Origin of the sequence: Candidatus Nitrosopumilus sp., from assembly GCF_029882185.1 — an archaeon.
Taxonomy (GTDB): Archaea; Thermoproteota; Nitrososphaeria; order Nitrososphaerales; family Nitrosopumilaceae; genus Nitrosopumilus.
Map to the genome: position 1 here is coordinate 1 of NZ_JAOULD010000004.1, position 24,109 is coordinate 24,109.

General features: G+C 33.5%; 30 protein-coding genes and 1 tRNA gene. 10 read left to right on the top strand and 21 right to left on the bottom strand.

Translation table 11 applies throughout. The features are described 5' to 3' along the window. Nucleotides 1–136 precede the first annotated feature (136 nt). Both OEW78_RS01995 and OEW78_RS02000 read right to left on the bottom strand, forming a co-directional pair. Entirely contained in the window at nt 137–1,450 is a 1,314-nt protein-coding gene (locus OEW78_RS01995) for a hypothetical protein (protein WP_300323295.1), read from the bottom strand. A gap of 57 nt (nt 1,451–1,507) precedes the next feature. Next, entirely contained in the window at nt 1,508–2,917 is a 1,410-nt protein-coding gene (locus OEW78_RS02000; protein ID WP_300323298.1) for a winged helix-turn-helix domain-containing protein, read from the bottom strand. A 40-nt stretch (nt 2,918–2,957) separates the two neighbouring features. On the opposite strand from OEW78_RS02000, the gene OEW78_RS02005 reads away from it, so the two are divergent. Both OEW78_RS02005 and OEW78_RS02010 read left to right on the top strand, forming a co-directional pair. Then, the gene (locus tag OEW78_RS02005; protein ID WP_300323301.1) at nt 2,958–3,131 is read left to right on the top strand and encodes a hypothetical protein; all 174 of its coding nucleotides are present in this window, start codon (nt 2,958–2,960) and stop codon (nt 3,129–3,131) included. Next, a complete protein-coding gene (locus OEW78_RS02010) occupies nt 3,112–3,282 on the top strand; it encodes a hypothetical protein (protein WP_300323304.1) in 171 nt (56 codons plus the stop codon). Before OEW78_RS02005 ends, OEW78_RS02010 begins: the two co-directional genes overlap by 20 nt. A gap of 128 nt (nt 3,283–3,410) precedes the next feature. Here the strand turns inward: OEW78_RS02010 and OEW78_RS02015 are convergent, their stop codons facing one another. Beyond that, nucleotides 3,411–5,021 carry a cation:proton antiporter gene (locus tag OEW78_RS02015; protein ID WP_300323307.1) on the bottom strand — a complete coding sequence of 537 codons (1,611 nt, stop codon included), beginning with the start codon at nt 5,019–5,021 and terminating at the stop codon, nt 3,411–3,413. 79 nt (nt 5,022–5,100) lie between these two features. Continuing rightward, entirely contained in the window at nt 5,101–5,520 is a 420-nt protein-coding gene (locus OEW78_RS02020; protein WP_300323310.1) for a hypothetical protein, read from the bottom strand. 103 nt (nt 5,521–5,623) lie between these two features. Here OEW78_RS02020 and OEW78_RS02025 point away from each other — a divergent pair, with 103 nt between their 5' ends. The 3 genes from OEW78_RS02025 to OEW78_RS02035 are packed head-to-tail and all read left to right on the top strand — an operon-like array spanning nt 5,624 to nt 7,311. Then, the gene (locus OEW78_RS02025; protein WP_366523015.1) at nt 5,624–6,487 is read left to right on the top strand and encodes a prohibitin family protein; all 864 of its coding nucleotides are present in this window, start codon (nt 5,624–5,626) and stop codon (nt 6,485–6,487) included. 4 nt (nt 6,488–6,491) lie between these two features. Beyond that, complete coding sequence (locus OEW78_RS02030) at nt 6,492–6,794, top strand: hypothetical protein (protein WP_300323316.1); 303 nt, start codon at nt 6,492–6,494, stop codon at nt 6,792–6,794. Between the two features lie 40 nt (nt 6,795–6,834). After that, entirely contained in the window at nt 6,835–7,311 is a 477-nt protein-coding gene (locus OEW78_RS02035; protein WP_300323319.1) for a hypothetical protein, read from the top strand. A gap of 7 nt (nt 7,312–7,318) precedes the next feature. Here the strand turns inward: OEW78_RS02035 and OEW78_RS02040 are convergent, their stop codons facing one another. Next, nucleotides 7,319–8,191 (bottom strand): methyltransferase domain-containing protein, encoded by an 873-nt coding sequence (locus tag OEW78_RS02040; RefSeq protein WP_300323322.1) that lies wholly within the window; start codon nt 8,189–8,191, stop codon nt 7,319–7,321. 96 nt (nt 8,192–8,287) lie between these two features. Between OEW78_RS02040 and OEW78_RS02045 the strand changes: the two genes are divergently transcribed. Together OEW78_RS02045 and OEW78_RS02050 are read left to right on the top strand one after the other, a co-directional pair. Beyond that, entirely contained in the window at nt 8,288–9,484 is a 1,197-nt protein-coding gene (locus OEW78_RS02045) for a hypothetical protein (RefSeq protein WP_300323325.1), read from the top strand. Nucleotides 9,485–9,487: 3 nt separating this feature from the next. Further along, the gene (locus OEW78_RS02050; protein ID WP_300323328.1) at nt 9,488–10,306 is read left to right on the top strand and encodes a transglutaminase-like domain-containing protein; all 819 of its coding nucleotides are present in this window, start codon (nt 9,488–9,490) and stop codon (nt 10,304–10,306) included. On the opposite strand, the gene OEW78_RS02055 is transcribed toward OEW78_RS02050, so the two are convergent. The 4 genes from OEW78_RS02055 to OEW78_RS02070 all read right to left on the bottom strand — a co-directional run bounded on the left by OEW78_RS02055 (nt 10,303) and on the right by OEW78_RS02070 (nt 11,610). Next, entirely contained in the window at nt 10,303–10,473 is a 171-nt protein-coding gene (locus OEW78_RS02055) for a hypothetical protein (RefSeq protein ID WP_300323331.1), read from the bottom strand. The two genes, OEW78_RS02050 and OEW78_RS02055, sit on opposite strands and share 4 nt — an antisense overlap. A 73-nt stretch (nt 10,474–10,546) precedes the next feature. Further along, nucleotides 10,547–10,708 (bottom strand): hypothetical protein, encoded by a 162-nt coding sequence (locus tag OEW78_RS02060; protein WP_014965662.1) that lies wholly within the window; start codon nt 10,706–10,708, stop codon nt 10,547–10,549. A 35-nt stretch (nt 10,709–10,743) separates the two neighbouring features. Next, nucleotides 10,744–10,830: transfer RNA gene (locus tag OEW78_RS02065), tRNA-Ser, on the bottom strand. A 33-nt stretch (nt 10,831–10,863) separates the two neighbouring features. After that, nucleotides 10,864–11,610, bottom strand: a complete 747-nt coding sequence (locus tag OEW78_RS02070) for a metallophosphoesterase family protein (protein WP_300323336.1) — start codon at nt 11,608–11,610, stop codon at nt 10,864–10,866. Nucleotides 11,611–11,722: 112 nt separating this feature from the next. Here OEW78_RS02070 and OEW78_RS02075 point away from each other — a divergent pair, with 112 nt between their 5' ends. Then, nucleotides 11,723–12,754, top strand: a complete 1,032-nt coding sequence (locus tag OEW78_RS02075; RefSeq protein WP_300323338.1) for an isocitrate/isopropylmalate family dehydrogenase — start codon at nt 11,723–11,725, stop codon at nt 12,752–12,754. Here the strand turns inward: OEW78_RS02075 and OEW78_RS02080 are convergent, their stop codons facing one another. From OEW78_RS02080 to OEW78_RS02130, 11 genes are all read right to left on the bottom strand, one after another. Further along, complete coding sequence (locus tag OEW78_RS02080; RefSeq protein WP_300323340.1) at nt 12,755–13,291, bottom strand: HemK2/MTQ2 family protein methyltransferase; 537 nt, start codon at nt 13,289–13,291, stop codon at nt 12,755–12,757. Next, nucleotides 13,266–13,973: an rRNA adenine dimethyltransferase family protein gene (locus tag OEW78_RS02085; RefSeq protein WP_300323342.1), complete on the bottom strand. Its 708-nt coding sequence runs from the start codon at nt 13,971–13,973 to the stop codon at nt 13,266–13,268. Before OEW78_RS02085 ends, OEW78_RS02080 begins: the two co-directional genes overlap by 26 nt. Then, nucleotides 13,970–14,536, bottom strand: a complete 567-nt coding sequence (locus tag OEW78_RS02090) for a DUF655 domain-containing protein (protein ID WP_300323344.1) — start codon at nt 14,534–14,536, stop codon at nt 13,970–13,972. Before OEW78_RS02090 ends, OEW78_RS02085 begins: the two co-directional genes overlap by 4 nt. 20 nt (nt 14,537–14,556) lie before the next feature. Continuing rightward, the gene (locus OEW78_RS02095; protein WP_300323346.1) at nt 14,557–14,883 is read right to left on the bottom strand and encodes an RNA polymerase Rpb4; all 327 of its coding nucleotides are present in this window, start codon (nt 14,881–14,883) and stop codon (nt 14,557–14,559) included. 1 nt (nt 14,884) lies between these two features. After that, nucleotides 14,885–15,184 (bottom strand): 50S ribosomal protein L21, encoded by a 300-nt coding sequence (locus tag OEW78_RS02100; protein WP_300323348.1) that lies wholly within the window; start codon nt 15,182–15,184, stop codon nt 14,885–14,887. 51 nt (nt 15,185–15,235) lie between these two features. Next, entirely contained in the window at nt 15,236–16,297 is a 1,062-nt protein-coding gene (gene rlmN / locus OEW78_RS02105) for a 23S rRNA (adenine(2503)-C(2))-methyltransferase RlmN (protein WP_300323351.1), read from the bottom strand. 96 nt (nt 16,298–16,393) lie between these two features. Beyond that, a complete protein-coding gene (gene radA / locus OEW78_RS02110) occupies nt 16,394–17,581 on the bottom strand; it encodes a DNA repair and recombination protein RadA (protein WP_300323354.1) in 1,188 nt (395 codons plus the stop codon). Between the two features lie 83 nt (nt 17,582–17,664). Continuing rightward, complete coding sequence (locus tag OEW78_RS02115; protein WP_179360494.1) at nt 17,665–17,847, bottom strand: 30S ribosomal protein S30e; 183 nt, start codon at nt 17,845–17,847, stop codon at nt 17,665–17,667. 40 nt (nt 17,848–17,887) lie between these two features. Then, nucleotides 17,888–19,612 (bottom strand): radical SAM protein, encoded by a 1,725-nt coding sequence (locus OEW78_RS02120; RefSeq protein WP_300323358.1) that lies wholly within the window; start codon nt 19,610–19,612, stop codon nt 17,888–17,890. A 51-nt stretch (nt 19,613–19,663) separates the two neighbouring features. After that, entirely contained in the window at nt 19,664–20,476 is an 813-nt protein-coding gene (locus OEW78_RS02125) for a dihydroorotate dehydrogenase electron transfer subunit (protein WP_300323360.1), read from the bottom strand. Beyond that, the gene (locus OEW78_RS02130; RefSeq protein WP_300323363.1) at nt 20,460–21,371 is read right to left on the bottom strand and encodes a dihydroorotate dehydrogenase; all 912 of its coding nucleotides are present in this window, start codon (nt 21,369–21,371) and stop codon (nt 20,460–20,462) included. Before OEW78_RS02130 ends, OEW78_RS02125 begins: the two co-directional genes overlap by 17 nt. An 85-nt stretch (nt 21,372–21,456) precedes the next feature. On the opposite strand from OEW78_RS02130, the gene OEW78_RS02135 reads away from it, so the two are divergent. Beyond that, the gene (locus OEW78_RS02135; RefSeq protein WP_300323366.1) at nt 21,457–22,797 is read left to right on the top strand and encodes a ribonucleotide-diphosphate reductase subunit beta; all 1,341 of its coding nucleotides are present in this window, start codon (nt 21,457–21,459) and stop codon (nt 22,795–22,797) included. Next, entirely contained in the window at nt 22,784–23,458 is a 675-nt protein-coding gene (locus OEW78_RS02140) for a fibrillarin-like rRNA/tRNA 2'-O-methyltransferase (protein WP_300323369.1), read from the top strand. The genes OEW78_RS02135 and OEW78_RS02140 overlap by 14 nt, the downstream gene beginning before the upstream one ends. Here OEW78_RS02140 and rnhB read toward each other — a convergent pair. After that, complete coding sequence (rnhB, locus tag OEW78_RS02145) at nt 23,455–24,075, bottom strand: ribonuclease HII (protein ID WP_300323372.1); 621 nt, start codon at nt 24,073–24,075, stop codon at nt 23,455–23,457. The two genes, OEW78_RS02140 and rnhB, sit on opposite strands and share 4 nt — an antisense overlap. Nucleotides 24,076–24,109 lie beyond the last annotated feature (34 nt).

Below are 24,109 nucleotides of genomic sequence, written 5' to 3' on the forward strand. Positions count from 1 at the left end.
GAAGAACTATTTGACGATATAAAAATATCTACAGTTTAATTTTAAAAGTTATTTCATTAGTTCTAAAGAACAAGAATGAAAATTCATTCTATGACAAGGTACTATCTAAGATATATGATTTTCAAAAATCAATTAATCAGGAAGTTTTAAGCAACAGTGAATTGAGTTTAACTCTATTTTCTAAAATATCATTACGTAATTTGCTGATATCTTGAGTCAATTTTAAAGCAATTGGTTCAGTAGATGAATCAAGTTTTTTTGAAACTAAATCATGTAAATCATTTCTCATCTTAGCAAGTGAGTCTTCCATTTCAGATATCTGAGTTTCTAGAGACTTGATCTGTGATGAAACTGCAGAATTACCACTTATTGTTGGAATTATAGATTCAGAATCTATTGCGTTGATTCTTGTAATACCAACTTGACAAGAGTTGGGAATAATTCTATCTATGAACTTTACATCAATGGATTCAAAGTCAGAAGTAACTGTAATTATAGGCAACCTAATGTTTTGCTTTCCAGCACATGCTTCAAAGACCACATTGAATCTTTTGATATCAGGATTGTTTAAACCAGTGGGGGATACACTTTCAGATACCGAAATTAGGTTTGTACTCATCCCATCTAGCGGTTTTCCTGTAATTGATTTTGGTAAATCGATTTTTGATGCTTTGACATTTGCAGGCACATATAATGCCATCATATATCGTCTAAGTTCATCCTGAAGTTCTTTCAGTTCTTTTTTCATAGATAAAATATCATTTAGGCTTTCTGATGCAGGTAATTGATCATCGGATCTTGGAATTTTTTGTTTAGCAGTAGAGATCTTGTTTTTTAGATCAGTGATTTGATTTTCAAGTCCAAAAATTTTTTCTGAAATTCCCCCTTTATTTAGAAGAGTCGCAGTAATAGAATTAGGATCTGAAGCTTTGATTATTACAGAACTAGTGTAGCACAGTCCAGGTTGCAATGAGCTTCCCAACTTTACACTTTTTGTCTCACTATCAGAAGTAACAAAAATTTCAGGAGCCCTAACTAATTTTGTAGTACCACAAGCGTCAAACACATATGCATATCCTGAAATACTAGATTTTGCAGCAGTGGAACTCGTTGAAAGTTGTTTCAAAGTAGTAATTTTTGTAATCGTTCCAGCAATTTCACCTCTAATTAGTTTTTTTGATTGGATTTCTTCAATTTTTTCTTTGGAGAGTTTTTTTGCCCAACCATTTTCAGCTAATTTTTCAGCAGTTGAGGGTTTTACACATGAAACTTTTCCTGAAGAATTTTTGATGATTTTTACTAACCCTTCAGCACAGATAATTTGATCATTTGTAAAATTTAATTTCATTTGTTGTCTTGGACTAATTACATCAGCAAATGCTTGAGAAGGTAATGTTCCTGAAATCAAAATAATTCCAAGTAAAACAGCAAATAGATGAATGGACTTCACGATATTATACGTTTCATGTCGTTAAAAAGCATTGATAATAACGAATTAAATTCCAAATCAGTTTGAATTTTTTTTATCCAATCCAATGTTTTTTAGGAATTTGTTTGACTCTGTTAAAGCATGTTTTTTGATTTTGAGCCTATCATCTTTTTTAATAGATTTGGATGCCAACTGAAGCATCTCATCCATAAGATGAATTCCTCCTTGTGCTCCTTTTTTAAGTCCCAATTGATACAAAAGAGGTAATTTTGACATATCAGCAGGTACATTCATTTTGATTTCAGAGAGGGAAATTTTTTTATCAGGAGTTTCAATCTCAGTGAATTTATCCACAACTTTTGAAAGTAGTTTTTCAAGATTTTCACTTAAGTTTATTTCAAGTTTGGTATTCTTTTCTTTTCGAGACATCATTACGATTCTCTTAATTTTTAGAATAGCTTGATTTGTCTCAACAGGATCAAAATCATTTGCAGAAAGATCTAAACCAAAATCATGCATAAATGCTTCTGCAATATATGAAATTGCTTCTTTTCTACAAGATGCTTTTGTAGTTCCAAATGGACAATTTTCACAATTTGTTGTAAAATATCTAGAGCCTCTTTGCCCAAAGCTTGATAAAATGATTTTATCTTCTTCACGTAATTTAGCAATAGTTCTTGAAACAAGACCTTCGTCAATTTGTAATGCTTGGGAGATTTCTTGATTAGAGTAAGAACCTTCATCAATTAATTTTAAAATTTCTTCCTCCAATTCTCCTGGAGAACGTCTTGAAGGTTCATCAATTGCATCAGATAAATAATGTGGTACTAGCTTGTCATTCTTATCATGATTAATAACAAAATGTATTCCATCATATCTTGCATCTAGTCCAGAAAGGGTTTCAGTTTTGATAATTTTTGTAATAATTTTTTCAAGATTTTTAATTTTAAAATCTTTTAAAAGTTTAGTTAGTGTAACTGTTGGAATTTTTAGATTGTTTGCAGCAAATAAATAATATAATGCCCATCTTACTTTTCTTTCATCACTTCTCTCAATCAATCTTAGTAAATTGCAAAAAATGTCAATTTGTTTCCATTTAATATCAGATATTTCAGTTTTAGAATTTTTTACAAATAGTGATCTATCCAATTCTTTTAAAAAATCTTCAAATTGTTTTACAAGTTCCGATTTTTTAATTTTTGACACTTGTTTAATTTTTGAACTTAGAGTAATGGCATCAAGCAATTCTTCTTTGGATACAATTGTTTCATTTCTAAAAGATTTAGTTTCATATTTTAAAAACTCAAAAAATTCCAAAGTTTTATTTTTAATAGATATGGGCGGAAATACTCTCAATCCAGACAAATTTGAAAATGATAGACCCACATAGTAGCGAAAAACAAGCTGATTATTTATGCTTATGAAGACAACTGCATGACCGAATTTTCCATAAAAATAACTAGTTTGATTAAATTTGATTCTAATCAAAAATGTTTTCTCTTAATAGCAAAATGAATCAAGATGTTTCATGACTGCCACTCTCTACAAAATGATGGAGTTGCAATCAAAAATACCCAGAGTTCAGATTAAAAATACATTAGAAGTGAAGACTGGTTCAAACAAAAGAATTGAATTAGAACGAGATTTTACTTGGGAAGATTTCAGGAGATTATCTCTCGGATTTGAGGGAGATTATAATTGATCAAAGATTTCATTCAAAATCTTGTCAAAAAGAGAAAAAATCAAATCAGGATCAAGCAGGAATTGTTGGAGATTATGAAATGATTGAAATTTCATATGACTCTAAATCATCAAAAATCAAATTACAAATAGATGCATCCAAGTGGGTGTAATGATTGGGTAAAAAAAGAAAGAAACTATTTGATGAAACATTTCAATTATAAATTAACGATCAAAAAAATTCTTGAATTATAATGTTTTACATAATTTATTAAAAAATTAGATTTGGTAATTTATCATATCATGTTTTTTTACTTTCAGTTAAAAGATTCATAATTGATTCATCTGTAATTATTCCCATAACCTTTCCATCATTGTTTGGATCAACTACAGGTATCATATCAAATGGATGTGAGTTCATTTTTTGAATTACAGCAAATAGATAATCATTAGGCAATGTTGTGTGGAATTTTCTATACATTATATCACCAATTGTGACAAGATCTCTTGTTTTTTTATGCGAATTATTTATCTCTCTCTTTGATACTAATCCTACAAGCATGTCATTATCATCAAAAACAAGGAATGGTTTCTTGGTGATTTCATTGTTTTTAATAAATTCCTTGATTGTAACATCAGGCTTTGTTTTAGAAAATTCAGTATTAGTTACGGCAATGGCAAGAGTATCAGATACAACCCTTCTGAAATAAAGAGGAACCAGGCCAAGTTCAGCAGCTCCAACCTTAAAGTGAGTAATTTTCTTTAATTTGCGTTGAAGTTCAACACTTGAAATAATCATAGTGATTAAAGTGCCAAGAACCAAAAGTGAAAATAGCTTGTCATCCATTATTTTTGCTTGTAATAAAGAGAGCATCAAAGCCAAATCAACTGCACCTTTTGACATTACGCCATATGCCACAGTTGTTGCAGGGCGCATTTTTGCGATACGAACAGCAATGTACGAACCCAAAAATTTGACGCCAGTCATAATTACGATGAAAACTGCAATTATCCACCATTCTAACTCCAAGAATGCAAGACTGAAATGAAGGCCTATTCCAGCAAAGAATATTGGAATAAAAATTCCATATCCAATTGCACGAATGTTTTTTGAAATTTCATGATATTCATCTCTAGTCATCCTAGAGACTGCAATTCCTAAAAGAAGTGCCCCGATTGCACCATGCACTCCACTGATTTCTGCAAAATATGCAACAAGCAAAATCATCCCAATTACTATTGCAAAATATGCTTCTTTTACACGAAGATGATTCTTCATCAATCTGAAGAATTGAGGTAATCCATATACAGAAAGAAGTCCAGCAACTGCAAAGAATATCACCATCTTGGTAAACAACCACAACATTTCTGAAATATCTGGAGATTCAGAGTTTGTATCTATCTGGATAAACACACTTACAAAAATAATTGCAATAAACTCAACAATTGCCGTTACAGTAAAAATTTCAAGACCAATTGTTGATTTTAATTTTCCAAGATCACTTAGAACCTTGGCAGTAACACCCAAACTTGATGCAGCTATCACACTTGCAATAGCAAAAGATTGAATGAAATCCATATCTATCACTAGTCCAAAAACACCTGCAATCAGAAAAGGCATCAAGAATGCAACTGCAGAACCTGCAAAAATTCTACCTTTCATTACTTTAAACAAACCAGCAACATCAATTTCTTCAAGACCGATTAAGAAAAACAAAAAGAATACACCGATTGAAACAAAGAGCTCTATTGCTTCAATAGGATGCACTAAAGCAAAAAATGCAGGTCCTACTATTATCCCTGCAATTACATTTCCAAGAATAGAAGGCTGTCCAATCCTATGAAGGAGTTCACCTCCAAGTTTTGAAGCAATAACCAATACAGCAATGAATAAAATAGATTCAAAAGACAAACTTGATCAGATCACCATTTTTCCTTTAGATAAACTAAATGAGAATCATGTAAAATCTACAGAAAAAAACAAAATCAGATTATGAAGAATATTTCCTGAATCCTTTATCAGTAGGATAAAGTTCAGTTTTGGGGCCAAGCAGTCCTTGCTTGTGAACAACTTTGAGTAATCCATTTTTTTCTAAATCTTCCAATACAGAATCAAGTTCTGAACTATCTAAGCCAGTATTTTTTTGAATATTTTCAAATGTTTTTGAGCCTCGATTTAATACATCTAAAACAAGATCATTTTTTGATTGAGGTTTTGAAGATTCCATGCTAGCCCTTTCTTGGACATTAAGTCTATTTTCGTCAAAACCTGATTGAAATTCACTTTGAGGTAAAGGTCTAGAGAAATTTTTCCCTATTCCTTTTTTTGCTAAAATACGAGGAATGATTCTTGCCAAAGGAATTGCCAAGAAAATTATGATGTAAATCCATGAAAAATTAGGATCGGCCATTAGTTTTTTTTCACATAGATAGCATAAATTTGTTGAGAAGATTCAGTTTTTCAAGGCAATGCATTAGATTGGTATAATAGTGGAAGACATGTTACCTAACACATTGTCAAAGTATCAATCCCCAAAGGTTAATGTCAACATGAGTGCAGCAAAAGGGGTTGCAGTTGCAATTGTTATTCTTATAATTATAGGAGTTGTGGCAACAGCTTCCGTAAAAATTGTGGATTCAGGTCATAGGGGAGTTTTATTGCATTGGAATGCAGTTGATCTTACAAAACCACCACTTGATGAAGGAATACATTTTGTAGTTCCTTTCCAAGATGAAGTAGTCAACATCGAGGTTCGTACTCTAAAATATGCAAGTGAAGCTAGAAGTGCATCAAGAGATTTGCAAACAGTAGAAACAACTGTCACAGTCAATTATCATCCAGATAAAGAACAAGTTCACAACCTATACAAAAATCTAGGACTTGATTATGAAAATAGGGTAATTCAACCAGCCATAGAAGAAACCGTAAAACAAGTAACTGCAAATTATAATGCTGAAGAACTAATTACAAAAAGGCCTCTGGTTAAACAAGATATTGAATTTTCCATTAGAGAGAGATTAAATCAATTTAATGTTGTAACAGAAGTAATTTCAATTACAGACTTTGAATTCTCTGCATTATTTGCATCTGCAATTGAATCCAAAGTAGAAGCAGAGCAAAATGCACTTAGAGCAGAAAACGACTTAAAGAGAATTGAAGTTGAAGCCAGACAAGCAGAGGCAAACGCCATAGGTTTGGCAAATGCAAACATTGCAGAAGCCAAAGGTGAGGCAGAAGCAATTGCTATAATCAATAAAGCATTAGCTGAGAATCCAAATTATCTTGATTGGTTAAAGACTCAAGCATGGGATGGTAAACTACCTCTAGTGGTAGGTGAAGGTGGAACACCATTTATACAAATCCCAGTAAAGCCTTAGACATATGGCATCAATTATCATAATACCAATTCTAATAGTTGTAATTGTCGGATTATCATCTTATCTAGTCCATAAATTTGTGTTACGAGACATACTTGCTAAAAGATCTATCAATCAGACACTTCAAAAATATAATATCAAAAAAACACCTTCAGAAATAATTAAAGAATATTATGAAAATAGGGGGGAACGTCTATCACGTCAAGAAATCCAGAATCTTGAAAAGAACTATAGACTAAATGAACCAGAGCAGTTCCTTGCAATGTATGATGCAATTAGAGACAATGTTAAAAATAAAGAAAAATGACCTCTAGTTTCTTTAATGAGACATACCAAGTAAAAGTAAGTTGAAATCAAATGACAAAAAACTGATTATTCTTGCCATGGTTGCAGGAATAGCAGGTTTGGCCGCAACCATAGGATTTGTAGGACAAGGCAATGTCAGACATGTAGAAATTTTTTGGGCAGAAACAGTTGAGCAAACAATAGTTTTTGAAGACATAGACGGAGAAACAACAGTAAGAGGAATCAAAGGGGTCAAAGGAGAATCAAATCCAACATTATTGTCACGAACATCATTTGCGTACATTTTGACTGTGATAAATAACGGCACAACAGTTCATAGACTATACATAGACGGATTTAATGTTCAAACAGATCTATTAGAGCCAGGACAACAAGATACAATCACAATATATCCAGATAAAGAAGGTGAATTTGCATACTATGACAAGAGAGAAAATCTAATGCCACTAGGTAAAATAAAAATTGTCACAGTAGTTGCAAGTGATGAATTTACAGGCATTTGGAAAGATCTGATTTAGAAAAGATCTATTTTTTTCCGATTATTAAATCAACTTTATAATTTAGAGTTGCACGTGAATTGAGTTTCAAATTCCATGACAAATAAGAGGGTTTTTTTGTTTTTGTTGTGATTTCGAAACCAAGATCGTTTACAGTTGTGCGTAATGAGTATTCATCTAATGGTTTTCTAACAGACTTTGTTCCCCTATCAAAATCATATGGTTCAGAGATAACCAAATAGCCAGATGAAATTTGTTTTGAAATATGCTTTAACAACTCCAAAGGCTCAATCAATTCCAATACATTTAGTGCCAAAATCAAATCAAACTGCAACTTTCCAAATACAGAAGACAATGAATCGGCTATAAAATAATCAAGATTGTTTTTGTGTGATCTTTTTGCGTGTTGTAGTGCACTAAATGATCTATCAATTCCAAAAACCATCTTGTTAGAATCAGCTAAATACGAAGTCATTATTCCAATAGAGCAACCATGTTCTAGCACGAGTCCGGATTTTGGCAAAGATGTAAGATTATTTTTTACCAGAGAATAGAATTTTGAATTTTTACTATTTTCATATATTTTAGACCATCTTTCTTCTAATTCTGTTCTGTCCTCGTTTGCAGAATTAATTTTGGATAAAGATGATTTTAAGAATTTTTTTAGGTGCTGATTTTCTACTAGCCGGTATAATTTACCACCCAATTTTTTGTGTGATGAAATATACCTATCAAAGTCATCCCACATGATAGGAATTTTCTCAACGATGGGGAATTTCAGATCACATTTTCTGCATTCTAAAATGCCTTCTTCAATTTCTTTATTCAGTTTGAATATGACTAATTCTAATTTTGAGCTACATCTAACGCATCTTAAAAATTCAAGACTGGATTCTAACATTATCGTATAACAAATCAGTAAATTTTGAATTAATAATTTCTTTCATAGATAGAATCAAGATAATCTTAAATGGAGTATTTTTGGATTTTATGCAAAATGGGAGAATTTCAAGAATTTGCAGAGGCATTATTTGGCCAATTATCAGTGGAATTAAACGAAGAAAAAGAGATAATAGAATTGGCAGTAAGAGCCAAAGAAGACATCAACAACAAGGTGCAGTTTAAAGAATTAGATGAAATTGCAAATTCATTATTGCCAGATTTTAAAAACAAAGTTGAATTATTTCTTGGCGTTAATGTTCCAGACAATATTGTACTAAAATTTCCAGAATTAGGGGAATTAAAGAGAATCAAGGGAGATAAAGTGTTTGCAGATAAGGAATCAAAAGAATTTGTTACAGAATTATTTAATGCTGTTGCAAAAGAGGATCTAAAAAAGATTGCAGAATTAATGCAACAAGATACTGCAAAATATTTAGTATATTCTACATATGCAATTCAGTACATTTCAAAAATTACAACAACATATGGAGATTACCTTGACTCTGTCATATATCTAAACAAATTCATCTTGTCAAGATATCCACAAATAATTCTGCACAAACAAGGAGAACCATATGAGGCAAGATTTGAAAATGTAAACTCTGGATATTTGGGGGCAGTGAAGATGACAGTACTTGAAGAGTTAATTCATTCAGCACAAGGAAATCTTCAACAAGTAAACAAAAATGCTGCAATGGAGGTAAACAAAATAAATGAAGAACTAGCAAAAATCATCCTGTCTTTAGACACAGAGACAGTTAACAAATTGTCAGAATATTGTCAATTACAAGCAGTGCCAGACGATTTTCCATTTGCAAAAAAAGCTAATTTGTTCTTCTTTTTGAATCCGGATCATTTTCTAATTGAGCAAATTGGACCAGACGTAATGACATTTACCCATGTGGAGATAGACCCAAAAATAGGAGAGTCAATTCCAGAACTCTTAGAAATTTACAAAAAATGGCTAGTTCCAATACAGCAACATCACGCAGCATTTACTACTATGGAAGGAATGGCAGCTTTTGTCATCGAAAAGATCTTAAAAGATGATCAAGATTTTCAAAATTATTTAACCACGTTTATGGGTACGGATTTTTCATCATACCAAGTCAGGAAAAGCATGGGTAAGGATTTCACAAAAACAGTATATGAAAAACTAGGCAAAGAAACTTTCAAAAAAATGATCCAAATACCTCCAAATACAAGAGAGCTCAAAGACCCTTCACTGTATCTTAAAAAATTGAGTTTGTGACAATTGGAAGAAAAATTTGATCCATTAGTTGCAGAATGGATGTCATTTGTAAACAATCCAAACTTTAATCTTGTTGAAAAGTGTCTAAAATTTGCACAGATTTTAGAATATCCAGATCTCAATGTTGATGAATATATTGAAAAAATAAACATAATTGGAAAATCCCTGAAAGAGTCAATCAGTGATGTAAAAAATCCAACATATTTGATTTCAATGCTAAACGAACACCTCTTTGAGAATTTGGGTTTTAGTGGAGATGATGACGATTACTATAACCCAAAAAATAATTTTCTAAATGAAGTGATAGACAAAAAAACAGGGCTACCGATAACTATTTCAATTCTCTATGCGGAGATTGCAAAGTTCATTGGGTTAGATCTAAAAATTGTGGGATTCCCAAGCCACATATTGGTAAAATACAATGAGGAGATGATCTTGGATCCATTTTATGATGGGCGGTTGCTTGACATAGATGACTTGCAAGACATTCTTGATGCAAATTATGACGGCCAATTAGAATTTCAGCCAGAATTTCTTGATGAGGTAAAACCAGAACAGATACTTGTCAGGTTAACACGTAACTTGAAAAACTCCTATGTTCAATCATTTGTTTATGATAAAGCGTTGCGATGTGTCAATATGGTTTTGGCAATAGAGCCTGAATCAGCCGAAGACATCAGAGACAAAGGAATCATAGAAGACAGATTGCAAAATTCAGAAATCGCTTTGAAATATCTGAATAAATATTTAGAAATTAATCCAAATGCGGAAGATGTAGATTTTATTTTAGAATTAATTAGAAGTATAAAGACAAAAAATTAATCAATAATAGACTCTATGTCCTGACCTTTTTTGATCATTGATATTTCATGACGGGCAATTTTATTTCTTAGTGCGCCTTTAAGAATATCAACCTCACTTCTGAGTAATGCAATCTCATCTTCAAGTTTTGCTACTCTTTCATAGATGGTTTCAGCTTCTGAACTCATAATTATCTATCAGCAAAAATTTGTCTTAAAAAGTTATGGGTGAAAATCTTGATGGACAGGTTAGTTTTTTGAACTATAATTCAAATTCTTGACGACATTTTTCACACTTTGCTCTCTCCTCACCAGGTGAACCAAGAATGAAAATTTTACCAATTGTTTTGCAAAGAGGACACATTCCAGTAGTGGCATTTTTTGGGCCAGTGCGAATAATTTTTTGTGTTTTTCTTCGTCCCATAGAAAAACTTCTGAAATCCGTCTATTAAGTTTTAATGGCGCGGGGAGGGGGATTTGAACCCCCGCGTCCTTGCGGACATAGGATTAGCAATCCTACGCCCTACCAGGCTAGGCGACCCCCGCATAATGAGGCCTAGAATTTATCTGTAAATAAATTCATTCGTCGAAGAATTGGCTGTAATTATTCACAATTTCATTGATTGGAAGTCTTTTTCCACCTACAATTTTGAGATCCACTTGAACTTTTTTGTCATTTATTGTAAGAATATTGTAGGTATTATCAAAAAATCCACGAACTCGTTCAGATGTAGCAGTTCCAGCATTTACAACAGTAAGTGATCCAAAATTCCAAGCCCATGGTCTATGTTTATGACCACATAATACTACATCCACCTTTGAATCTAAAACAGTTCTAAGAACATCACCTGCATCAACCACAGTAAGTTGATCAGAACCAGTATCAGGAATTGCAATTAAATGATGATGCATTGCAACAATCTTTACCTTATCTTTGTATTTTTTCATAGTTCTTTCTAACCACAGATTTTGTCTATAACCTACCTCACCTTCATTTCTATCAGGTCTAGCAGTTCCAACAGTGACCAATACCACATCATCATCTAGTTCATTTACAGTTTCAAATGGAAAGAATTTTTTGAACAACAAATAACCAGTGTTTCTATAATCATGATTTCCACTCATGGTGATAATTTTTTTTGTATTGAATTTTGATAGTAATGATCTGCATTTTTCATACTCTTTCATCAAACCTTCATTAGTCAAATCACCAGTAATTACAATAACATCGGGGTTTATGTCGTTAATCTCATCTACTAAAATTTCAAATTTTTCTTGCAAGAATTGAGAGCCGACATGAAGATCAGATATTTGAACAATCTGCATTTGAATGTCATTTATCAAATTAGGTATTAAATCATCACTATAGAAAATATGTAGAAAGCATTTTCAAACACAAGGTAGAATTAAATAATAAGATCCTCAAGTTACTGCAGTTTTGAGTAAAAAAGCAGCAGTAATGAAAGGAGATGGCATTGGACCAGAGGTTGTAGATTCAATGCTCAAAGTCCTAAAGGAATGCAACTTTCAATCAGAACTAATCTTGTGCGAGGCAGGATCAGAGCAATGGGACAGAAATGGTAGAAACGATGCATCATACATTCCGGATGCAACCATGAAGACATTAGAGGAAGCAGATTGTTGTTTCAAGGGTCCAACAACTACAATTCCAGTACCAGGTGCACCAAGAAGTGTTGCAGTTACATTAAGACAAAAATTTGATCTTTATGCAAATATCAGACCTACTAAAACTTATGATAGATTAACTCCAGATAGAAAACTCGATTGTGTATGTTTCAGAGAAGCCACAGAAGGATTGTACACCGGAGTAGAAGCAAAAATCACAAATGATGCAGCAATTGCAATTAGAAAGATTACAAGACAAGGAAGTAGAAGATTAGTAGATTCGGCAGTAGACTGGGCAAATAGATTTAATATGAAAAAAATGGTAGCAATTACAAAGAGAAACATCTTGAAACAAACAGACGGGATATTTTGGGATGAAACACAAAAAGCAGTAGAAGGAACAGGCATAGAGTTATCTGAAATTTACATTGACAACATGGCACAACAGATGGTAATAGCAACTGAACAGTTCAATGGTGCAGTATTAGTTAGTACCAATTTATTTATGGACATCATTTCAGAACTTGCATCAGCTCTCGTTGGTTCAATCGGATTAATTTATTCTGCAAATATTGGAGATAACTATGCAATGTTTGAGGCAGCACATGGTAGTGCACCACAATTTGCAGGACAAAACAAAGTAAACCCTACTGCAACTGTACTATCAGGAGCTTGGATGGCAGACTATATGGGAGAAAGAGCAATTAGAGATGCAATATTTGACGCTACTGAAAAAGTAATCAATGAAGGAAAAGCAGTGACTTGGGATATTGGTGGTAATGCATCAACAACACAAATGACAGATGCAATTATCACATATGCCAAAGAAAATCTAAGAAAATAATCACCAAACTGCGTCTATAAGAATTAATTCTTCAAAAAATAGTTTCTTTTTGGCCACAATTCGAGTTTTTAAGCCTAATTTTTCAGCATATTCTATCAATTTTTGATAATTAGACAAAGAGGATGTAACAAAAACAAATTTCCCATTTGTGGCAAGATTACTAATTGCAGAATCAAATATTTTTTTAGGAATTTCAAATCCTTCTGCACCGCCATCGGTTGCAATATCCATTATTTCATCAGTTGCAAGATAGGGTAGATTACATATTATAAAATCAAATTTGATTTTTAATGCATCTGAACCATTACAACAAATCAGATTGTTTGTTTTGTAAGAAGTTTGATGTTGTAATACATTACAATTGATATCAGTGCCCACCACAAACAAAAAATTATCAGATAGTAATTGTGTGAGATACCCAGAACCACTTCCAATATCTAATGCATATTCTCCTTTTTCATTTTCTATATTGTTTGCTATGAAAAAAGTATCCTCAGAAGGAGGATATTCGTCATTTTTCAAGAATTTGTTTTGCAAGATTAATTATTTCATCCCCTGAAAGATCATCCACTCGTTTATCTATTATAGATTCTTTATCAAATTGTTTCAGAATATTTTTGACAGTTTTTCTTCTGTATGAAAATATCTTATTGATTGTTTGAACAAGATCTTTGCTTAAATTATTTTTTTTAACTATTTTAAGAATAACAGAGTCGATTTTTGGCGGAGGAGAAAAATTATTTTTTCCGACTTTAGATACAGTTGTTATGTCAAAGGCATGAGTTGCTATAATACTAATAGCTTTTCTATTCTTGGAGGATTTTGCAAGTAATTTATCAGCAAATTCTTTTTGAACCATAATCACACCATGAGAAAAAGATGTTTGAGCCAACCACTCAATTGCATCTTTACTCCGGGAATAAGGAAGGTTAGATACAAAAATGGTGAAATTGTCTTTTTTCTTCAAGCCATTTCCAGATTTTAGAACAAGATTATCTATATGAGAAAATTTGGATTTTGCATTTTGTACTAGTGTTTCGTCAATATCGACAGAGATTACTTTTTCAGCCTTTTCACATAAAAGAGAGGTTAGAATGCCTTGTCCAATTCCAATTTCAAATACAGTATCGTTTTTGGTGATTTTTGCCTCAGAGATGATGGATTTTGCTATAGAATCTGAGTTTAGAAAATGTTGTCCGAGTTTTTTTCGTTTTATCATCTCTTAACGAAGAGATTCATTCTACTTTCACCAGTAATTTCATCAAGAATTCTTTCTGAAATGTGTTTAATTGGTTCTTTGAATCCGACACGATCTTGTAAATCCTGGTAGCTTTCAAACTTTTTTTGTTCTCGCTCCTCAAGCATTGTTTTCATGTATGTTTTTCCAATTCCAGGAATCAATTCTAGTGCATGAATTCTAGGGGTTAATGGTTGTGCATTATTTAGATATGTTACAAATTTTTCCTCATTATTAGTTACAATTTTTTCAATTACAGACTCTAATTCACTTTGTGCAGATGATGATATTCGATTATAGTCCATCTTTCCTAAAACAGATAGAACTTTAGTACGTCCTTCTTTTCCGATATAGATCTTCTCACCAATTTCAAATGTAGAATTGGGAATTCCAAGAATTTCTAAAAGTGTCAGTCTGTCTTCACCAATTGCAGTGATAATAATTCCATCTCTGCCCTTTACGGTAGATGATTTTCCTCTAGGGTTGAAATCTAAAACATATGCATACTCTTCATATTTTCTAGCTGGGGGTTGTGCCCGATACAAAATAAAATACTCCGAAAAACTTACGAATGCTCCTTAATTATCTTGAGCATTTTTTCTAGTGTTTCAGCAAGAATTAGTTTTTTCCAACCAAATGTGAAGGAACGTAACTCTGCCAAACTTGTTGGTCTGATGTTTACTATTTCAACAGCTTCATCTTCTGTTAATTCACAATCTTTAATCAATTGTTTTTTCATTTCTTTTGCATCCTTTGGTTCGGCGGATACAAATTTTGAAACATAATCATATGTCCAACGTTGAATTTGATCCATTTCTTCAACATCGACTTTGCCTAAAATTTCTTTAACTTCTGAAAGAGAAATAGCTTGTTTCTTTTTTACTTCTTCCATATTACACACCGAATGGTTTAATGTGATCCAATCTAGTGATTAAGGTTTTCGATTTTTCACCTAATTTCACATCTAGGGTTACAGCACGTCTACCTACATTTGTTATGACGCCTACTTTACCATGGTATCGTCTATGTGGTAATCCTTTGTGCTGTCTTGAATCAATAATGACAAGGGCTTGTTGACCTTCCTGGTATTCACGTAACAAAAATGAGACTCCTCTTGGGGACTTTTTCTTCATTACAGATCTAGATTTGTGTTTAAATCCATGTGAACGACCATGAGATTTCTTAGTTGCCATGTAGTGTAAAATCTTTGAAAGCCCTATTTTAAGACTTAGAACAAGATATGCTCAATTTTTACTAATAAGATCGGTTCTAAGTTGGCCACAAGCAGCAGAAATCTCAGTACCTTTCTCGATTCGAATTGTACAATTTATGCCAGCATCAAATAAAATTCGTTCAAATTCTAAGACACTTTTTTCAGATGGACGCTTAAAATCTCCTGCGGTAGGATTGATTGGGATCAGATTCACATGTGAGCCATTGCCTTTCAAAAGTCTAGCCAATTCTGTTGCTATTTCAGGCGAGTCATTGATTCCTGCCATAAGAGCATATTCAAAAGTTACACGACGTCCGGTTTTCTTAAAATATGATCTACCTAATTCAATAATATCTTCCACAGACGTAGGACTAGCCGTAGGAACTAATTTTTTTCGTAGTTCATTGTTTGAAGCATGTAATGATATTGCAAGACCGATTTGTAAATTCTCTTCAGCTAGTCTTTCAATCCCAGATCTTATTCCAATAGTTGAAATCGTTATGTGTCTTTGACCTAACCCAAATCCTCTATCATGTGTTAAAATTTTTACAGCTCGAATCATTTCGTCATAATTTGCCATCGGTTCACCCATACCCATAAAAACTAAATTCGTTACATGTTCTCCACGTTTTTCCAGTATTTCTGCAAAATGAATTACTTGTGATATAATATGTTCTGCTTTTAGATTTGTTTCAAAACCCATCTGACCAGTTGCACAAAATACACATCCCATTGCACATCCAATTTGAGTAGAAACACAGATTGTGGATCTTGGATGACCTCCAATCTTTGCAGGATCATATTGCATTAGAACTGTTTCTACAGCATTATCATTAGATAGCTCAAGTAATAATTTTGTTGTATCCCCATCATCACTTACAATACGATGAGTTTCTTTTGCAGAACCTATTGTGTATCCCGCTGCAGTTAATTCCTCTCTTAATTTTTTGGGGAGTTGTGGGATATCATCAAGTTGTTTTGGAAATTTGTAATATAATGGAAGTAAAATTTGGTCTGCCCTATATCGAGGATATCCCATATCGATAACAAGTTGTTCCATCTCCTCAGGAAGTAATCTATACAAATCTGTCATTATGTATTAACAGATTCACATGAGGGATATTTTATAATTTGGTGATTTAATTAAAATGAAAATCAAAAAGAGTGAAAAATTGGAGAGAAGAGGGATTTACTCTTCTACAGGATCCAAATCATCAGATTCGATTTCTACAGTAGCCTCTACCTCAGGTGTCTCTACAGTAGCCTCTACCTCAGGTGTCTCTACAGTAGCCTCTACCTCAGGTGTCTCTACAGTAGCCTCTACCTCAGGTGTCTCTACAGTAGCCTCTACCTCAGTTGCTTTTGCCTTTTTGGTAGTTACTTTTTTGGTAGTCTTTTTCGTCTTTTTATCAGCCTCTTCAGGATCTATAACACCTGCTTCACCTAGAGCAAAGATTACTTCCTCTTCAGGATGGTGAGGACTATCTACCATTCTAGCAATTCGTTTCTTACCTGATTTCTTAAAGTATATTCTGTATGTACTTGTATGTGCAACTACATTTCCGCCAATTGGACGAGTTGGATCACCAAAGAAGACATCAGGGGATGCCATAACTTGATTTGTGGCAATTGCAGCACAGTTGTATGTTTCTGCAATTCTTGACAACAAATGAACAAAATGATTTAGTTTTTGTTGTCTTACGGACAATGTTCCTCTTCCAAGATATTCAGCACGGAACAGTCCAACTGCAGAATCTGCAACAATTAATTTAACATTGTTTTCTTCAATTACTGGACCAGATTCTTCAAGAATCAATACTTGGTGTGAGCTGTTGTATGCACGAGCTACTATGATGTTATCTAAAACTTTTTCAGGATCCATGTCATGAGCTTTGGCAATAGACACTATTCTTTCAGGTCTGAAAGTATTTTCAGTATCAATGTATAATACAGAACCTTCAAGGCCTCCTTCTTCTTTGCTTTTTTGAACCATCACAGACATTGTATGAGCAAATTGTGTTTTACCACAACCAAACTCACCATAAACTTCTGTTAATGCTTGAGTCTCTATACCACCATCAAATAATGTATCAAGACAATTTGTACCAGTGGTAATTCTACCAATACTTTGTCGGTGTTTGTAAATTTCAGTTGCACTTGTAAAATGTTTGGCAATTAATCCACCTTCAACTAAATGTTGTCTGGCTTTATTGACAATTTTTTCAGCAGTATCCTTTTCCATTCCAGTTATTTCTGCAATTTCTACAGGACCTCTAACGATGAGGTCCATGACGTTGTGGACACCTGCATCGGATAATTTTCTTGTAGTTACAGGACCTACGCCCTCTAAACTATCTAATCTTAAATCTTCTACCATACCGTATAGTACGGTACCAGTACTTTATAAGAGTATTGTTTGGGAAAATGATCGTAAAAGAGGTAAATTTTAGTAAAAATCGACTATCGTCTCTTTCTTCTTTGTCCAGGTTTGTTTTGACCAGGGAATCTGCCTAAGACAAATCGTTTCTTGAAATTGCTTTTATTTCCAACACTAGAACTAGTGCCTACAATTTTTCTACCTTCAACTTTTGGTGTTTGGCCTCTAACTTTACCTGCTTTGGTAAGTGAACCGTGTGTTGCCATGTTTTAAAATAAGAATTAGTGAATTTATGTATTTGGATAACTACCAATACTTTGCCTTAACAGTCTCAATGACTTTCTCATGTTCCTTACTCTTTCTGCGAGCATATTTTTCCATTGCACCTAAAGGTACACCGCCAAGAGATCGTGCAATCGCGTTAAAGAAGTATCTCTGTGGACCTTTAGAACCAGTTTTAGTCATGAATTTTTGAATACCATATTTGAAATTATGTTGCCATGTTTTGTATAAAACACCTAATTGTGCAGGAGTCATTTCGTTTCCAATATGGAAGAAATCAGATTTTTCAAGCAATCCAATTGGAACGAATGTTAGTGCTGTAGCAGTAAACATAGAATCAGGTTGTTCTCGTTCTAATTCACTGAGCAATCTAATAGTTTCCCAAGAATCCTCAGGAGTTTCATCATTATCAAGACCCATGATTAAAGTAAATGCAGGAATCCAATAGTCTTGGTTCAAAGTCTTAACACCTTCTTTTACAACCCAGTGCCATTCAGATGGATCATACGGTGCAAGTTTTCTATCAGCATACTTGCCAATTAATCTAAGACTGCCAGTTTCAAATCCAGCTTGAATTCCAATCATATTATCAGGACTAGCTTTCATGATTTTAGAGAGATTAGGAATAAGTTTTTCATCAGCAATTGCGCCTGCTAGTGTTCCGTGGGTTGGATTAGTATGTTCGACTCCAGTAGACATGATAGCAGTAAATAATTCTTCCAAGGCTTCTCTGTTAGGTTCCATCCCTTTGGCAGTTCTAGGATCCATACCATAGACAAAAATATCATCACTGTGAATCCATGCAGATTTTGAACCGCCTTTCTTAATGTTAACTTCAATTTCTTTTTTGACTTTTTCTGGAGAATAATATCTTAAAGATCGTAGTGTTACGTCACAGAATTTACAGCCTCTTCCACAACCACGCATTACTTCAACCATTCCATGCATACTTGGTTCAACAATGTCAGGAATTTCTTCTAGTTCAGGTCGATCCCAAAAGTTAACAAATCTTCCATGAATCTTTTTTCCTTCTCTTTCAAATTCTTTAATGTTAACCTTAAAGTCACTTCTCTTTCTGAAAGGATCCATGTTTTCAAAATCCCCGTTAATCAAATAGTTAAAGAATCGACCTGCATGTCCATCAATTTCAGGTGCGATACCACCAAGCTCTCCTTCAAGAATTGCATATATTCCAAATTCTTCAATTTTAGCTGGATCATAATTGTACTGCCAAGTTCCAGATGCACCAGAAATTACTTTGGCTTTACTTCCAGTCCTTGCTTTAGCAGCTTTAATTCTATGATGTAATTCAGCATTGTAAAATTCATCATATGATGTTTGTTTTCTACCATAAGTAAATGTCATAGTGACAGGACCCATTCCCAATGGATCCATTTCATAAGTTCCGATAACTTCAGTTTCAGGACCGATGAATTTTTCAATATGATTTGGGTGAGCAACAACTACATCTTTTCGTGCAAAGCCATCACGTAATAAACCAGCTTCTAATTTTCTTAATCCATATGGAGCATATTTTGCAACACCGTCAATATCAGGAGACCAATTACAAATGAAATCAAATAGAACTTTTGGAGTTACTTGATTTCCAAGAATCTTATACCAAAAACTGCTTTTATCTCTGCCAGGGTCAAGTGCCGGAGCACATCCGAAAAATGTTGCAAGCGATAATCCCCTATAAGGAGACATTAAAGTTCTATCAGCAGTTAAGACTATTTTTGGTGTACCCATACCCTTCATGGGAATGATTTTCTGATTTATTTTAAACCTTGCTAGGCAAAATTAGTAATTTTCTAAAATTCCAGCCTTATTCCTATGTAAATAACCAAATTCCTTGTTTTTGGATAAATGGTCTCCATCAAACACAGTGCCATCTCTGCAAGTAAGATCCTCACCCACACAGCAACTACCACAAATACCAACTCCACATTTCATCATTCTTTCAAGGCTAGCTTGAACAAAGATTTGTTTTGAATGCGCAGCCTTGACAGTTTTGTACATCATAATTTCAGGACCGCAAACATACACTGCGTCAAAGTGAGTTTCATTGACTAATTTTTCAACCAAATCAGTTACAAATCCTTTCTCACCATAGCTACCATCATCAGTTGAAACAATCACTTGATGAGAATTATTTTTTAGTAATTCATTAGACAAGTCTTCAAAGAATACCTCGTCTTTTGATTTAGCACCCATCAATACAGTAACGTCATCAGTAGGTTTTACAAAAGTAAGTAGTCGCATCATAGGTACAAGACCTGTTCCACCACCAACCAGCAAAAGTTTTCCTTCTTTAACATCAAATGAATTTCCATAGGGACCTCTAATTCCTATTTGTCCTCCAACTGGAACATTGAATAGACCAGTTGAAGAAGGACCATGCTTTCTAACTGTAAATGCTGCCTTTCCAGATTCTTTTGAAATCATTATACTCATTGGTAATTCATTAACTCCAGGAATCCAAACCATAGCAAATTGTCCAGGAAGAACATTTGGCATAACATCGTCTGAAAAAACCAAAGTCCTAACAGTAGGTGTTTCGTCAATTACTTTTTCAATTGTAACAATTGTTGGATGATTAGGATTTCTTTGCAAGACCCACCATGTCCTTTATTGTAGCATAGTTATTTCTCTTCATATATTCCAAAATTCCTTTGTTAATATCATCAAAAACTCCAACCCAGTTATCACCTATTGCACTACCAAGTTGAACTGCAGAAGCTCCGGCCAAAAAGAATTCTACTGCATCCTCCCATGTGGAAACTCCTCCACATCCAATAATAGGAATATCATATTTTGAAGAAATTTCATAAACACATCTTAAGGCAATTGGTTTAATCGGAGTTCCAGATAATCCACCAAATTTGTTACTGAGTATAGGTCGTTTGGTTTCAACATCAATAGCCATTGCACGAACAGTGTTAATTGCAGTTATAGCATCAATTCCAGAATCAACTGCATTACTTACAGTATTCAGATAAGTACTGGTTCCTAAACCAACTTTTGCAATTACTGGCACATTTGTTGATTTTTTTACAGTGGACACAATTGCTTTAACCAATCCAGGATCATCCCCAACTTCTAGCCCAACTTTAGCAACATGAGGGCACGATAAATTCAATTCGTAAGCTTTGACTTTACAATTTTTGAATTCCTTTATCATATCTTCAAAATCTTCAGGTACAGAGCCCACTAAACTTACTATAATTGGTACAGCTTGATTGGGTTCAATCATTTTAGCAAAATTTGAAGCGCCAGGATTAGATAATCCAACTGCATTTATCCATCCACCACCTCCAACACTGAAAATTGTGGGATTTGGATAACCTTCCCATGGTGCAGTACTAAGAGATTTTGTAACAACAGCACCAGCACCTGATGCATAAAGTCGATTAAACACGTCAAGAGATATGCCTAGAATTCCAGACGCGAGCATTACAGGTTTATCTAATTGAATTTGACCTATGGAAGTTGCAATACTAGGTTCCACTTTGATTAGTGAGCATAGTTTCGAATATAACAGTTGATTCGTGATTCTGGTACCTTTTTTAAAGGTGATTTAGAATCAACTAGTCATGTATTCTGTAATATTAACAGAGTTAGGAATCTCAGTTTTCAACGATGGGAAACTAGACAAGGCATTTGCTTTCTCAAACCCTGTGAAAGAATACTTGCTTGTGAAAAATAAAGAATCAAAATTAAATGAACTGATAAATTATTTAGCATCTACTCAGAGAGGATTTTCTGTAAGTGATGAATCATTACTTGCAATTCTAAAAAAATATTCAATTGATTGTCATTTAATGGAATCCTCAGAATTAGCTACAGTTCAAGATACAAAACCACAAATTATTGTCGATTCAGGTTTTGCTTCTAACTTACAAGATACATTAGGAAAATTAAGAGAATTTGCTTTAGATTTTTCATCTTCAAAAGTTACGGAAGTCTCAGAGAGTCCAGATCTCCACATCATCCAAGCAATTAATTCTCTAGATGAAATTGATAAGATTGCAAACGGACTGAGTTCAAGACTAAGAGAATGGTATGGATTGCACTTTCCAGAATTAGACAACATAATTGATAGTATTAATGGATATGCACAAATTGTTCTGGCAGGCAAACGAGAGTCATTAACTAAACAAGTTTTTGAAGATGCAGGTTTTCCAGAATCAAAAGTGGAAATGTTATCATTAATTTCATCAAAAAGCAGAGGAGGAGACATTTCGGATATCAATTTAGCAATTGTGCAATCAATTGCAAAACAAGTTTTAGACTTTCATGAATTACGTAAAAAACTTGAAGAACATGTTGAAACAGAAATGCAAGAGATTGCTCCAAATCTTTCAGCAATTCTAGGAACCGCAGTTGGTGCAAGAATATTAGGAAGAGCTGGTAGTCTTAAAAAAATGGCATCACTTCCTGCCAGTACAATTCAAGTCCTAGGAGCTGAAAAAGCATTATTCAGATCATTGAAAACAGGTTCTCAACCTCCAAAACACGGATTACTATTCCAACATGCGATGGTTCATGCAGCTCCAAGATGGCAAAGAGGAAAAATTGCACGTGCAGTTGCTGCAAAAGCAGTCATTGCTGCAAGAGTTGATGTATACGGTGAAGGATTGAACCAAACTTTACTTGAGAAACTAAACGTTAGAGTTGATGAAATAGGCAAGAAATATGAAAATCCTACTGAAAAAGACACGAGACCACCTCCATCATTTAGAAGAGAAGGAAGCTATAGAGATAGTCCAAGAAGAGAAGGTGGAGATAGAAGAAGAGCAGATAGAAGAGAAGGAAGCTATAGAGATAGTCCAAGAAGAGAAGGTGGAGATAGAAGAGAAGGAAGCTATAGAGATAGTCCAAGAAGAGAAGACAAGAATTCAAATAAAAAGAGAAAGAAGTTTGGAAGAAGATAATAAATCATTTTTTTGGATAAAATCAGAAGGCCAAAACAAGCTAGCAACTGAAAACATGGTTCCTGGAAATCAAGTTTACAAAGAAAAATTAATTATTAAAAAGAATATTGAGTACAGATTATGGGATCCATTTAGGAGCAAATTAGCTGCAGCAATAATGAATGATCTTGATTATTTTCCTTTTGAAAATAAAAGTTCGGTTTTGTATCTAGGAGCATCTACAGGAACTACAGTTAGCCATATTTCAGATATTGTAGGACCTATGGGAATAGTCTTTGCAGTAGAACATGCAAGTAGAGTTGCAAGGGATTTCTTAGATAGAGTTGCAACATATAGAAAAAACATTATTCCAATTTTGCAAGATGCAAGAAAACCAAAAGAGTATTTTTCAGTATTTGGAAAAGTAGATGTAGTGTATGTAGATATTGCGCAACCGGATCAAACACAAATTGCGATGGATAATTGTGAGATGTATCTAAAAAAAGGAGGGTATTTCTTTTTAGTTATCAAAACTCGAAGTATAGATGTTACAAAAGCACCAAAAAGAATTGTGGAAGAAGAAATAGAGAAATTGAAACCAAGATTTGATGTTTTACAGACTATTGATTTGCACCCTTATGACAAGGATCATGCAATTGTAATTTCAAAATTCAAAAATTAGTTATTGTCAATTATTTTCTGAACAGGTTTCCAGCTTTTACGCACAAATTTAGGCATCTCATTATTTTGTTTATAATATTTTGTTACAAATTTGACAGTGACAGAATCAGAGGGATAACCACTTCCCAAATCATATTCTTTTCTTAATTTCATTATTGCTTTGTCTCTAGTAACTTTAGCTAAGATGGAAGCTGCAGAAACTACTACAAACCTACTGTCTGCACGATGAAATGACTTGATCTTATGATTATCAGATAGTTTGGATATTTCTTTTCCAAATCTAATTGGATTTACATCGCATGAATCAACATATGAAATATCAGGATTTAATTTTGAAACAACTTTTGCCATATATTTTGCCTCTAAACCATTTAGACAGTGTTTCTTTACACTAGCATCAATAGACCTAGGAGGAATTTTTGCAATATAGTAATCATCTACAATTTCAATAATTTTTTTGTAAAGTTGTTCACGCAATTTAGGAGTAAGCTTTTTTGAATCTTTTACACCTAATGCACTTAATTTTTTAATATTTTTTTTCTGCAATGAAATTCCAGCTATCACTAGAGGTCCCAACATTGGGCCACGTCCAGCATCATCAATACCACAAATTTGCACGAATTGTGTCTTAAAACACAAGTATTAAACCGTT